Origin of the sequence: Marinomonas sp. (genome assembly GCF_039940335.1) — a bacterium.
Taxonomy (GTDB): Bacteria; Pseudomonadota; Gammaproteobacteria; order Pseudomonadales; family Marinomonadaceae; genus Marinomonas.
The window spans coordinates 766,045-779,457 of sequence record NZ_JBDVGW010000013.1 but is presented as its reverse complement, the minus strand read 5'-3'; the positions used below and the strand labels follow the sequence as shown (position 1 = coordinate 779,457).

10 protein-coding genes are annotated in these 13,413 nt (G+C 44.2%); 6 read left to right on the top strand and 4 right to left on the bottom strand.

The window, feature by feature from the left end; genetic code table 11:
• Positions 1–9 precede the first annotated feature (9 nt).
• Positions 10–1,437 (bottom strand): aminotransferase-like domain-containing protein, encoded by a 1,428-nt coding sequence (locus ABJF92_RS13385; protein WP_446816285.1) that lies wholly within the window; start codon positions 1,435–1,437, stop codon positions 10–12.
• A 123-nt stretch (positions 1,438–1,560) separates the two neighbouring features.
• Between ABJF92_RS13385 and ABJF92_RS13380 the strand changes: the two genes are divergently transcribed.
• Genes ABJF92_RS13380 through epmA form a run of 3 tightly spaced genes read left to right on the top strand, consistent with a single transcriptional unit; the run spans position 1,561 to position 4,115 of the window.
• The gene (locus tag ABJF92_RS13380) at positions 1,561–2,442 is read left to right on the top strand and encodes an EamA family transporter (RefSeq protein WP_446816284.1); all 882 of its coding nucleotides are present in this window, start codon (positions 1,561–1,563) and stop codon (positions 2,440–2,442) included.
• 21 nt (positions 2,443–2,463) lie between these two features.
• Positions 2,464–3,093: a LysE family translocator gene (locus ABJF92_RS13375; RefSeq protein ID WP_446816283.1), complete on the top strand. Its 630-nt coding sequence runs from the start codon at positions 2,464–2,466 to the stop codon at positions 3,091–3,093.
• 44 nt (positions 3,094–3,137) lie between these two features.
• Positions 3,138–4,115: an EF-P lysine aminoacylase EpmA gene (gene epmA, locus ABJF92_RS13370; RefSeq protein ID WP_446816282.1), complete on the top strand. Its 978-nt coding sequence runs from the start codon at positions 3,138–3,140 to the stop codon at positions 4,113–4,115.
• Positions 4,116–4,141: 26 nt separating this feature from the next.
• On the opposite strand, the gene ABJF92_RS13365 is transcribed toward epmA, so the two are convergent.
• Complete coding sequence (locus ABJF92_RS13365; protein WP_446816281.1) at positions 4,142–6,652, bottom strand: EAL domain-containing protein; 2,511 nt, start codon at positions 6,650–6,652, stop codon at positions 4,142–4,144.
• Between the two features lie 127 nt (positions 6,653–6,779).
• Between ABJF92_RS13365 and ABJF92_RS13360 the strand changes: the two genes are divergently transcribed.
• The 3 genes from ABJF92_RS13360 (at position 6,780) to ABJF92_RS13350 (ending at position 11,390) form a co-directional block, all read left to right on the top strand.
• Positions 6,780–9,068 (top strand): ATP-binding protein, encoded by a 2,289-nt coding sequence (locus ABJF92_RS13360; protein WP_446816280.1) that lies wholly within the window; start codon positions 6,780–6,782, stop codon positions 9,066–9,068.
• Positions 9,068–10,423 carry a sigma-54-dependent transcriptional regulator gene (locus ABJF92_RS13355; protein WP_446816279.1) on the top strand — a complete coding sequence of 452 codons (1,356 nt, stop codon included), beginning with the start codon at positions 9,068–9,070 and terminating at the stop codon, positions 10,421–10,423. Before ABJF92_RS13360 ends, ABJF92_RS13355 begins: the two co-directional genes overlap by 1 nt.
• Before the next feature lie 160 nt (positions 10,424–10,583).
• A complete protein-coding gene (locus ABJF92_RS13350; protein WP_446816278.1) occupies positions 10,584–11,390 on the top strand; it encodes a GGDEF domain-containing protein in 807 nt (268 codons plus the stop codon).
• A 17-nt stretch (positions 11,391–11,407) separates the two neighbouring features.
• On the opposite strand, the gene ABJF92_RS13345 is transcribed toward ABJF92_RS13350, so the two are convergent.
• Both ABJF92_RS13345 and ABJF92_RS13340 read right to left on the bottom strand, forming a co-directional pair.
• Positions 11,408–12,262 carry an amidohydrolase family protein gene (locus ABJF92_RS13345; protein ID WP_446816277.1) on the bottom strand — a complete coding sequence of 285 codons (855 nt, stop codon included), beginning with the start codon at positions 12,260–12,262 and terminating at the stop codon, positions 11,408–11,410.
• Positions 12,263–12,270: 8 nt separating this feature from the next.
• Complete coding sequence (locus ABJF92_RS13340; protein ID WP_446816276.1) at positions 12,271–13,410, bottom strand: mandelate racemase/muconate lactonizing enzyme family protein; 1,140 nt, start codon at positions 13,408–13,410, stop codon at positions 12,271–12,273.
• Positions 13,411–13,413: the final 3 nt, after the last annotated feature.

The window sequence follows — 13,413 nt, the reverse complement described above, 5'->3', positions numbered from 1 at the left end:
TGAGTGATGCTAAACCAAGGCGTTAATCAATCCACATAATTTTTTCAATTGTTGATAACTACTGTGTTTATCAACAGTGCTTTGCAACGGCCAACCACAGTTAATCCGCAAACAATCATGATAAACATCATGGGTACTAAAGCAGGCCCCAGAACGCATATCGATGCCCGCTTGATTTGCTTGTCGTTCTAGCTCAAGCGTATTGAGATTAGGGATCTGTAGCCAGAGCACTATACCTCCTTGAGGTAGGCTGATTTTTGTTTCTTGCGGCAGGTTCAAGCTTAAGAATTGTCGGTAATCGTGAATTTGTGCCCCGAGTAGGCGGCGAACTTTATTCACATGACTTTGATATTCCCCAGTGTTGATAAACTCTGCCAAGGCAGACTGCATTAAGCCATTTACCCCAAAGCCTGTGGCCACTTGTTTTTTACGATAAGCCTCAAGATATTGCCCAGGTAAACACCAGCCAAGACGCATCCCTGCTGCAAGGCTCTTAGACACCGAGCCGCACCACACTACATAGCCTTGAGTGTCCCAATGTTTACTTGGTAAGGGGCTGAGATTTTGATGGCTCAACTCAAAGTAAATGTCGTCCTCTATCATAGGGGTTTGATAGCGAGCGGCAAGCTGGGCAAGAGTCTGTTTCTGTTTCACACTCAACGTTTGCCCTGTGGGGTTGATATTAGAGGTGCTAAACAAAGAAGCTTTGACCAAACCTTGCTGTAACACGCTTTCAAAATACTCAAGGTCCAGTCCGTCTGAACCAAGGGGAATTTCGATGACATTGCGTGATAGTCCTACCAACAAATCGAGTAAGCCACTAAAACAGGGGGAACCAATGGCAATGGTGTCGCCAACTTGAGTGAGGGTTTCGATGGCAATGCGGACGGAATCAATACAACCGTTGGTAATCACCAAATCTTGTGGCAGAAACGCAAAATGCTCTTTTTGGAAATGCTGCGCCAGTGCGCTTCTTAGGGCTATTTCTCCTTGTGGATCAGGGTATTCAAAGAGCTGCTGACCTGCTCGACGCGTAACGCGCTTGATACAGCGTTGCAAGGCTTCTGCGGGTTGCAGTTGTGGGGCTATCATTGAGGTGCCAAGAGGAGTAAACAAAGCCGAGGTGGGGTTATAGCCATTGAGAGGCGCAAAATCCTTTGGGTCTCTAGGCTCCATTGTATCGAGAGACACTTGGGCAGCTGGTGCGTGATCTTGTTGATACGCATCCGCTTGCGACGAGACAAAATAGCCTGATTGGGGCTGAGCATAAATCCAGCCTGCTTGTTGTAGATAGTCATAGGCTCTGGTGGCTGTGGTCATGCTGACCTTATGTTGCTGGCAGATGACACGCAGGGCTGGTAGGCGACTGCCGGTCGGCAACTTTTGTGCTTTGATATCACTGATAAAGCGCTGAGCAAGGTTTTCGTAGAGGGTCATTCGTCCACCACTAAGTTAGGTATGCATGAATTGTACTCTAATTTTTATAAAAAATTGCATCTGCACACTTTTTGTTGTTTTTACCATACTAATCGGGTTATCAACTAACCCTGAGAGCAAGACATGAAACAACGAGACTTTTGGCTATTATTTGCCTTGATGGCCCTATGGGGATTCAATTTTAGTGTCATTAAATTGGGGGTGAATGACATCGACCCGCTGGTACTGACCGCATTGCGCTTTAGTTGCGCTGTGCTGCCGTTAATATTTTTTATCAAGCGACCAAATGTCGCTTGGCGCTATCTAATCGCCTATGGGTTAAGTTTCGGGGTGGGAGTGTGGGGATTAACTACGCTTTCTTTGGATGTAGGTATGTCAGTGGGAATGGCTTCCCTGCTACTGGATATGAGTGTGGTCAGTGGCTTGTTAATCGGCTGGTGGTTGTTGGATGAAACCATTACCAAAAATAAGCTACTGGGAGCCGCACTGGCTATCATCGGCTTGTTACTCATCGTGTGGGACACAGGTGGGGCGATCAGTGTGCAAGGGTTAATACTAGTGCTGGCGGCGTCAGCCTTCTGGAGTGTGAATGGGCTGATTTTAAAAAAGGCCAATACTCGCTCAGTATTCGCCTTTAATATTTGGGGAATGGCGTTTGCTCCTTTACCACTGTTACTTATAGCATTGACCTTCCATGGCTCAGACGCTATTACCAACTTGCCTCAACAATTTAGTGGCTGGACGCTATTTTCCGTGTTATTCCAAGCGTATCCCACTACTTTGTTTGGCTACTGGCTGTGGAATAAAATGATTATGAAGTATTCATTGTCCAGTGTGGCTCCCATGACGTTATTGGTGCCGGTTTTTGGTATTTTGGGTGGTTATTGGTTTTACGATGAAAGCATTAGTCTGCTGGAAATAGCGGCGGCTATATTAATCTTGATGGGGCTTTTTGTAAGCCAGATGACCTTGCCTAAGGTGATTAAAAACATGGTGACGAGCTAAGCAGAGATAAGGAGCAAGGCAATGGATAGTATGCAATATGGACTGATTTTATTGGGGGCTTTTGTTGCTCAAGCAAGCCCTGGGCCTGCCACATTAACCATTGCCAGTGCGGCCATGTTGCAAGGCCGTATCGCCAGTGTAGCCCTCGCCTTAGGTGTATTAACAGGCTCTTTGTTTTGGACTCTATGTGCAGGTTTTGGCTTAGGTGCTGTATTGGCAGCCAATATTTGGCTATTTGAAACGCTACGTTATTTAGGGGCTGCCTACCTTCTCTGGCTGGCTTATCAATCTTGTTGTGGCGCATTCTCTGCTCGGGAAAAGATTAAGTTGGAGGAGGTTTCGGCAGAGAGTTTCGCTAAGTTATACGCGAAAGGGCTTGGCTTACATTTAACTAATCCGAAAGCCATCTTGTTTCTAGGGGCTTTGTTTTCTTTGGGGGTCCCCAGCACGATAAAGACTCAAGAGCTGATGACCATTATTAGTCTGTTGTTCGTACAAAGTGCCGTGATCAACCTAGGTTATGCTTGGCTCTTTTCTCACGGGGTGATGCGTCACGGCTATTTTCGATTAAAGACTTGGTTTGATGGTATCTTTGCTGCCTTTTTTGCTTTGGCGGCGATCAAATTAATAGTTTCTAAGCTAAATATCTAAAGGCCAATTTGCTATCATGGGGTTTATTTTTTTGAGCTCGCCTTATGTATCAAGCTTCCCTTTGGCAACCCAGTGCAGACCTATCAACTCTGCAGTTTCGTGCGGCTGTCTTTAAAAAAATCCGTGCCTTTTTTGATCAGCTAGATGTCATGGAAGTGGATACCCAATGTTTATCTTTGGCGAGTATTACTGACCCACATATTGAGGTATTAACTTGCCAAACCCGTAGTTTGGGGGATAACCTTACCTACTATCTGCAAACCTCTCCTGAGTTTGCCATGAAACGTTTGTTAAGTGCAGGCAGTGGTTCTATTTATCAGTTGGGGAAGGTGTTCCGCGCCGAAGAAATTGGCCGCCGCCACAGTATCGAGTTCACCATGCTAGAGTGGTATCGAGTGGGTTTTGATCACTGGCAATTGATGGCGGAAATGGAGCAATTGCTGCGTTTACTAAGTACCGATGATACCTTGACCTGTGAGCGCGTAAGTTATCGCCAAGCCTTCCTTGAGCATCTTGCAGTGGACCCATTTAACACCCCTTTGGCTCAATTACAGCAACTGGCGCATCAACATACGGAATACGGTTTGCAGGAACAAGATAGAGATACCCTGCTAGAGCTTTTGTTCTCTTCCGTAATTGAGTCGCGCATAGGTCAGCAGAACCCTTGTTTTATTCACAGTTATCCTCCTTCCCAAGCGGCACTGGCTAGGCATCAAGGGGAAGAGAGTGGGCAAATAGTTGCGGCGCGCTTTGAGTTGTATTGGCAAGGGATGGAGCTAGCGAATGGTTATTATGAGTTAACCGATGCCAAAGAACAGCAGCAGCGCTTTGAAGAGGATAAAGTGCAACGCAAGCAAATGGGGGTAGCTGAGCGCCAATTTGATGAACGCTTAATAAGCGCATTGCAAGCAGGGTTACCAGAATGCGCAGGAGTGGCCCTGGGAGTAGACAGACTAATAATGGTTTTGAGTGATAAAAACAACATTAAAGAGGTGCTACCTTTTGCTCATGATAGAGCATGATAAATTAGCGAGAGAAAAATCTCACGTTAACTTCTCAGCCAAGTTATCTCATCAACCGGTTGGGATAAGTGATAACCCTGTAAATAATCTACTCCCATATCCACTAGCATATTGTATACCGCTTCATTATGAACAAATTCAGCTTGGGTTTTAATGTCTAAAGAATGGGCTAGATTATTAATGTGCTTAACCAATTTTTGCAGTTTTTCATCGCTATCTATGGTTTTGATGATACAGCCATCGAGCTTGAGAATATCTGGGTCCAGAGCGATGAGTTTCTCTAAATTCGAATAGCCCGCACCAAAATCATCGATTGCCAATAACGCCCCAGCTTGACGGAATTCCGTAATTAATGGGCTAATCCAATCGTAATCTTGAATGGACTCCGACTCGGTGATTTCTAACGTCACTCGGCCTTTAAATTGTTCATTCCTAAAAAAGTGTCGTAAGGCTTTTAAGGTATCTTGGTGTTTAAAATCCAGCACAGAAAGATTGAGCGCGATATGACTACTTGGATTTTGATGAAGAATCCGCTCACATTGACTCAGCATGGTTTGGGTGATTTTAGGGTAAAGCTGAGTCTGTTTAATGAGCTCCAAGAACATAAAAGGACTCACTATGGCATCATCTATTCTTGCTCTCAAGAGTGCTTCTGCCCCTATTTCTTGGCCTGTTTGGCTGTCGTAATAAGGCTGAAAATAGGCAACGACATCGTTATTCTCAAGGGCTTTACGGATTTTTTGAATCCAATCTAGATTCTCGTCATGACTAACGGAAGTCGGTAGATCTCCGCTCCAGAAAATTGGCTGACTATTGATCTGGGCAAAGCGCCTGGCTTCACTGGCTTTAATCAATAGATGGCTGGTTGGGCAAATCGGCTCGCCGTTAAAATTATTTCTAGAAGCAAGGCCGACGGTAAGGCTTAAGCTTAGTAAACTCTCAACTTTTTCCGAGGTTAAAAATTCTTGGTTCTCTATGTCTTCCGCAATACCTCGAAATAGTCGAATAACTCTCCTTGAGGAAATAGGGCTGTTGATGGCTACCGCTACTTCATTCGCAGAAAGGCGATAACAGGTGAACTCAATGCCAACGGAGTTTACGCCTAAAAAGAATTTTAAGTATTGTGCTAGCTGCGCCAGAACATTGTCTGCGGCACTATAGCCATATTGTTGATTTATTAAGCGAAAGTTGCGAATACGAATAACCGCTAAATGTTCTGTATCCTCATGATTTGTTAGGTTTCGGATCAAAGAAAAGCGATTTAACAGGCCCGTTTGCAAATCATATAACCAGTCTTGCTGAAAGTGCTCGGGTGGCTCAACACCAATGGATTTCCTTTCTTGACTGATGTCTTGAAAAGTATTGTTGATCAGATTGAACATTGGCACTAATGAGTCACTACTGTCAGGAGCACTAATAACTTTGTTAAGGGTAGATTTAGGGCCGTCGGATTCCTTAAAAGCAACGTAAGTTAATGCATGTTGCAAGCCTCTGGCACCAAATTGAGTTGAAAAGAACTCACCATAACAATAGGTGCCATGGACGGGTTGTACTTGATTGAGAAGGGCTAATTTGTTGTTGGCTACTTCCCCTTGGAAATCATTCCGTCCCATACAGTTAAAAACAATCACACTTTCTGGGTCGTTATCGTACAGGTGTTGAATTTCTGGAACAGCGGAATGTAACGCCTGCTCGGGATGGAAATAGATAAACTGAACGTGAGCGCCTTCTGGCAGAGGTTCGCTCATTATCAAGCCCCCATCATCAGCCCAGTCTAGAGGGACAGCATTATTTTCAATGCCGTCATTAATACTTCTTAAAGCAAAGCGGTTAATGAGGGGGAGTGTGATGTTCCCACCGTTTGACAAATAGCGCTGGTAAATTTGTTGTGCGGGCAAGTGATCAATCTGTTTTAAGATATGGCCTTCGCTGGATGTCACCAGCATGTGACGCCCGATAGTAATGTTATCTACAAAAGCGTTGCGTTGCATTGCCATGGAAGAGGTTATAAAGCCCACACACAACGCATGATCTTGGTATAAATCCCCTTGGAACAATAGCCAACTGTTTTTATGATCACCGTAACCTGCTCGACCACCGCTCAGGCTAATATGATATTCTCGTGTCACATCAAAAAAATCATCTTTGACGTCATATTGAGAATCCATTAGGACTAAAAAACCTGTTGTATGATGTGGGTCTTCAAGGTCCAGAAAAGGTGAAAACAATGCTTCACCAGACTGACTCGGCTGTTCAGGATGATACGGTTGAATTTTATGGACAAGCTGGCAGCTATCGAAATAAGAAAAGATCAAAGTCACACCGGACTCTTTGATCAGACCATTACAAATATGACGCTCACTGGCCATGCCAATACGACACGCGTCAGGAAAGTATCGCGCTAACTGATCAGCCCAAAGTTTCGCTTGAGCAATTGTTAGGGTACCGTACATTTGTACGAGCGCTGGTTGCGCATGGTGTTTTATTTCCTCAAGGAGGCTGTCTATTGTTGTGCAATGAATACAGACTGAATGCATTTGCGCCCTACAACCAAAAAAGTTCCATAATTGATGATTAAAAACACTTACTATAAAACATGCCTTAATATGTAAATGAATGCAATCGTCTATGTTGAATCAATGTGAATAACATAAGGTAATCTCATTGAAGGATAAATACCGTTTGAATAAAATCTGGCTGGCTTTAACAATTTCAAAAAGTCGTTTGTTTTTGTTGTACTTTATTGTTGTGGCGAGCGCTCTTGTGGCGATATGGCAAGGCGGTGAAGCTCTTCGAAATCAGCAAATTCGTAATTTGAAAACAGACTCCAGCGAGCAGCTAGATCAATTGGCAAATGTACTAGAGAGTGCTATTGCAAAATATCAGCACATGCCGACTTTGTTGGCCGCTAATGACAGAGTAAGAAAAGCCCTGCGAGATGGGCTTGAGTCCGATATTAACCAATTAAATCGCGAGTTGGAGCAGATCAACCGCATTACGGAAGCGCTTGATAGTTATATTATTAACCCTGATGGCCTCACTATTGCAGCGTCCAATTATCGACAAACTACCAGCTTTGTTGGGCAAAATTTTTCTTTTCGGCCCTATTTTCAAGATGCCGCAGCGGGTAAGTCTGGTCGCTATTATGCTCTAGGGACCATGTCTAATCGTCGTGGCTACTATTTTTCCTATCCAGTTTATGAAGGCGATTCAATCATTGGGGTTGCGGTGGTAAAGGTAGATTTGACCCAGTTCGAGAAACGTTTTACTAATCAGCATTATGAATTCTTGTTACTAGACCCAGATGGCATCGTCTTTAGTAGCTCCAACAAAGATTGGCTCTATCAGGTGCAAGGGGAGCTTACGGACGCAGAGCTGCAACGCATTATTGACAGTAAACGCTATCGAGATCGAAGCATAGAAAAACTGGCCGTAGCCGATAAACGCATTTTTGATGAAGATGCCGATGTGATAGATGTGTTGGAAAAAGAGGCTAATGGTATCACTAAGCGTCGCTCCTATTTACAAATGAGCCGACCGATCCGCTTGCTAGGTTTTAAAATTTCAACCTTGTCTCCTTTGAATGCGATTAATGAAGAAATTGCTTTACGACGTGCTGTTTTCGCAGGTGGCGTTACCATAACGGGTCTGTTGGTTGGCCTAGCATTATTGCGTTCAAGAATGTTGCGAGAACGGGATGATGCCAATGAAATGACCCGCCATAATCAGGCCTATATTCGTGAAGTGATTCAAAACACTCAAGCAGGCTTGGTCACCCTAGATGAAAACTTCAATATCGAATCATTTAACCCAGCGGTAGAAAAATTATTCGGTCAGCCCTTGTCTCCCTTAGTTGGCCAGCCATTATATGCTTTGTTTAAACCCTCGGATTTACTTGCAGAAGTATCGCCCCCAGCCTCGACGAGTCGCTTGCAGAGCTTAGTGTTGGACTCCTCCGCTCTGACCTTAGAAGGGCAGTTACAGAACCTACAGCAACAAGATATTCCGGTGGAAATTACCTTAAGCCAGATGCGCTTGCCTAATCGGCGAAGTTATTTGGTGACGGTCCATGATATGACTGAGCGTAAGCGTTATGAGCAGGATATTACGGCCGCTCGTAACGAACTGGAAAACCGTGTATTGGAGCGAACTTTCGAATTAGAGCAAACCAATCAACTGTTACGCCAAGAAATCGAACAGCACAGCGACACTCAACGAGAGTTGATCCAAACAGCAAAGCTGGCGGTGCTAGGGCAACTGAGTGCAGGGCTAAACCACGAATTAAACCAGCCTCTTACTGCCATACGAGCTTTTGCGGATAACGGTTTGAAGTTTTTAGCCCGCGAAAACTATGGCCAAGCCCAAGCGAATCTTGAGCATATCAAACAGCTCGGTCACCACATGGGTGACATCATCGCCCGATTTAAAGTGTTTGCTCGTAAAGGCGATGTTCAGCAAGGGGCTATTGCCGTGCATAGTGCTATTTTAGGGGCTTTTCGAATCATGGCTCCTCGTTATAAGGAGGTTGATATTGAGTTAGACATAGGCCAGGACAAAAAACTGTTTGTTAATGGCGACATGGTGTTTTTGGAACAAGTTTTGGTCAATCTTTTGGCCAATGCCGCGGATGCGGTGGAAGAGATGTCTCAAGCTGATGGGCAGTATAGAAAAAGAGTACAGATTGTACAGCGTGTTGAAGAAGGTAAGGTCGCTGTTTGCGTTCGAGATTCGGGAAATGGTTTAAGTGCTCAAGCCCAACAACATTTATTTGAGCCTTTCTTTACGTCTAAATCCTCTGGCGCAGGATTGGGGTTAGGTTTGTCCATTAGCCAGCGTATTGTTGAAGTGATGGGCGGACAAATTAGTGCCCATAACCTTGAGCAAGGTGGTGCAGAATTTTGTGTTACTCTACCGCGATTTGAACCATTAACTACCAAAAAAGAGGAATTGTAATGTCAGAGTTGGATCAAGTGATTTTGATCGATGATGAGCCGTCGGTACGCATGGCCATATCACAAACATTGCAATTGGAAGACTTTGAGGTGAACGAATTTTCTAATGCGCAGGGCGTGATAGAGCAGATATCCATCGACTGGCCGGGCATCATAGTCAGTGACATCAACTTACCCGGCAAAAGTGGCTTGGTGTTGTTTGATGAAGTGAAAAAAATTGACCCAGCAATCCCCGTTATTTTGATTACTGGTCATGGTGATATCGGTATGGCGGTTAGCTCGATCCGTGAAGGGGCTTATGATTTTATTGAAAAACCTTTCTCTAATGAAGACTTTTTAGATGTGGTTCGCCGTGCCAGTGAGAAACGTAAACTAACGTTAGAAAACCGTAACTTACGTTTGGAATTAGCCGCACAAAATGCCCCAGGCCCTCGAATTATCGGTAACACCCCAGGTATTCATCGTTTGCGACAAGCACTATTACATGTTGCAGACACGGGCGCGGACATTCTCGTGCAGGGTGAAACGGGTACAGGCAAGGAACTGGTGGCTCGTTATATACATGAACATAGCTCTCGTCGTGGCAACAGCTTTGTGGCGATAAACTGTGGGGCAGTGCCCGATTCTATTATGGAATCCGAGCTATTTGGTCATGAAAAAGGCGCCTTTACAGATGCAAAATCCCAGCGAATAGGCAAACTTGAACATGCCAATGGAGGGACATTATTCCTTGATGAAATCGAGAGTATGCCCATGTCCATGCAGATCCGCTTATTGCGAGTATTGGAAGAGCGCAGAGTTGAGAGGCTCGGTTCAAACAAGGCGATTGATTTGGATCTGCGCATCTTGGCGGCCACCAAGGTTGATTTGAAACTACTGAGTGAAAGCGGCACTTTCCGAGAAGATTTGTACTATCGGCTCAATGTAGTACGCGTAGATATTCCTTCTTTACGGGAGCGTACTGAAGATATTCCATTGTTGTGGCAACACTTTTGTTTGGTGGCGACAGCTCAGTACAAGCGTGAATCCGAGTCTTTATCCGCCGCTAGAATATCTAGTCTGTTAAGTTATGAATGGCCTGGAAACGTGCGTGAGTTGAGGAACCTCGCTGAGCGTTATGTGTTGATGGGAGAAGCTGGCTCGTTTGAATTTGACCAGATTATTATCAATGAAAATAACCCTGGTGTGATGACACTGCCAGAGCAGGTTGAGCGCTTTGAAAAAACCTTGATAGAGCAAGAGTTGCTAAGGCAAAAAGGCTCGATTAAAAGCACCATGGAATCCCTCGGTCTGCCTAGGAAAACGCTGTACGATAAAATGCGTAAATACGATTTGGATAAAGACTTTTATAAATAGAAGTAACGGCCAAATAATAATGGTTCTTATAGTAGAATTAGCTTAATATGATTTATCGTATATAAGGATTAATACATCGCCTGCAATACATTCTTAATCTACACACGCTTTAATATAGTTTGAATGACTTTTGGTGCTTTCATGCCAAAATGGGGAATGAATGGTTTCTGTTATAAGAGAGAAATTAAGAGGGTTTGGTCGAGTACCCTTTGTGATAATTCTCACGCTTTGTGCCACATTATTAGCGTGTAGCTTAGATTTCATTTTAATCTATGGTTTCGAGGTTTATCACCCGTTTATTGAAGACGTTTGGCTTATTGTCTCCCTCGCCGTCATTATTACCTTTCTTGTTACGCCTATGTTGTCTTGGTATTTGATCGGCCTGTTTTTCAAAGTCGATCAACTTGAGCTAGAAATGGCTAAGATAGCCAAGATTGATGACCTAACCAAGACCTTTAATCGCGGCTATTTTTACAAAGAAAGCGAACGGATTCTTTCCCAAGAAGATGAACTGCTTGTGCCGGATATTTCAAGTTTTGCTTTGTTGGTTATGGATCTGGATAATTTCAAACAGATCAATGATCAGTATGGACATGATTGCGGCGATAAGGTTTTGGCCGAATTTGGACGTATCTTACTAGAGTCAGCAAAAAACTCTAATATGGTAGGGCGATTGGGAGGTGAAGAATTTGCTGTTCTCATGCCTAACGCCCGTTATGTGGAAGCGGAAGAGCTGGCTGAAAGAATATGCGCCAAGACTCGAACTCTCGGCGTGGATTATAACAACCAGAAAATCTTCTTTACCGTCAGCATAGGTATTTCCCTCGATGTAAAAAGCGCATCGACTACTATTGATGGCGCTTTTAAAGAGGCCGATATGGCAATGTATCAGGCAAAAGAGAAAGGCCGTGATCGATATGTGGTATTCGGCTTATCAAACGATTCGAATGTCGTGTCGATGTTCTAGTTCTCTGGTCTTTTTAGTTATTTATCCCAGTACAACGCCAAAGGGTTGTCGACAAAAATACGTTGTCGGATCGTCTCATCTGGCATCCATCTCATTACTGTATCCAATAAGCTTGCATCGTTAGGCGCAAGCTCAGCTGTGGTCGAGACATGAGGCCAGTTACTTCCCCAAATTATTCGTTCAGGAGCATACTTAATAATATGTCTCGTCATGGTGGCAATATCTTCATATAGCGGGTGACCCATTTGAGAACTTTCATAACAAGCCGCTACTTTATAATAACAATTACCCTTATCTATTAATTTAAGTAGCTGTTGGAACTGAGGTGAGTTTATTTTTACAGGAGGTAAAAACTTACCGTGATGATCGATGACATAATTATTATTTATGTTATTCAATATAGGTGCATGCTGCAGAATTTCTTGACCATTAAACTGTACGATACAGCTCCAACCAAATGCCTTAATTTTATCGGCAATGGTTTTTAATAACTCAAGCTTTACCGCGCCCATAGGCAATTGCATAATTCGCGCACCGCGTACCCCTAAATCATGCCATGTCTGTAGTTGCTCTTCTGTGGTGTCAGACGTGACTACCACCACGCCTCGAGCATTGTCGTCGCCCACAATGTTTAGGGCCTCTAATAAACAAGTGTTGTCGGCTTGATAAGCATTTGGTTGGGTAAAAACCACCTTCTCTAGCCCTAGCCAAGCTTGTAATTGGCGATATTCCCTGAGACTCGGAGCATCTGGTGGCACATCTGGGCCGCCAGGCTGTGCTGGATAATCTTTATGGTATACATGGCAATGGCTATCAATACTGCCTTTAGGAAGGGCAATTTTGGGCGTTTTGCCAGATAAGATACGGCTCATGTCAGCTCCTAGGATAGTGTTCTTGCTGCGTACTTTTCGAGTTCTTCACGAACGATCTTGATCCCCAAACCATGACCTGTGGGTACGTTTAAATAGCCCTTATCTAATTCAAAAGGTTGTTCGACGATACTGGTTCTAAATGGATTGTGGGTTTGATCAAACTCAAATCGCGGGGAAGCACTGCCAGGGGAAGTCGGGCTAGGGGCAATAATGGCATGAAAATGCAACGATGCCGCGAGTGCAATACTGGTGCCCCAAACATGAGGAACACAACGAACGCCATGAACATCACATAATGTTAGGATCTTTCTGGCTTCACTTAACCCACCTACGCCACAGACATCAGGTTGTAAAATATCGACCGTATTTTGTTTGAGCGCTTCATTTATTCCCCAACGTGAGTGCCATGTCTCGCCTCCGGCTAATGGAATACTTTGGCTACTTCTTAATTTGTGGTAGCTAGATAACGCTTCGGGCACCACAGGTTCTTCAAACCAAGCAATATCACAATCCGCTACCTGATTTGCTACTCGTGCCGCATCAATATGGTCGTAGCCATGGTTGGCATCTATCATGAGTTCGATATCGTCGCCCAGAAACTCTCGAACAGCACGAATAGAGGCTACGTCTAAAGCCACTCCGAAACCTATTTTGATTTTTACCGCCTCAAAACCTGCTTGTTTATATTCGGCGATTTCGGTTAATAAACTGGTAATACGGTCTTCCCCAATCATTCGAAAACCACCGGTGGCGTAGGCAGGAATACGTTGACGAAATGCGCCGCCCATTAATTGATGAATAGGGCATTGGTGATACTTTCCAGCCAGATCCCACAACGCAATATCAATACCACTGATGGCATTGAGTGTTGCGCCACGTTGTCCTTGGTCACGGAAAGTGTGATACAAATTTAACCAAATAGGTTCAATATCTAGGGCGTTTTTGCCGATTAGTAATGGCGTCATAGCCTTGACATAGGCGGCATTAACGATAGGGTTTCCCAGGCATTCTCCCCAGCCGATTAAACCATTATCACAGTGGATTTCCAGCAACAAATGATCTCTGGAGGTGAATGTCATGGAGGCAGACTCAAAGGGCTTTTCCAAAGAGTGGCTGAGGTGGTGGCTTTTGATATGGGTGATTTTCATGTA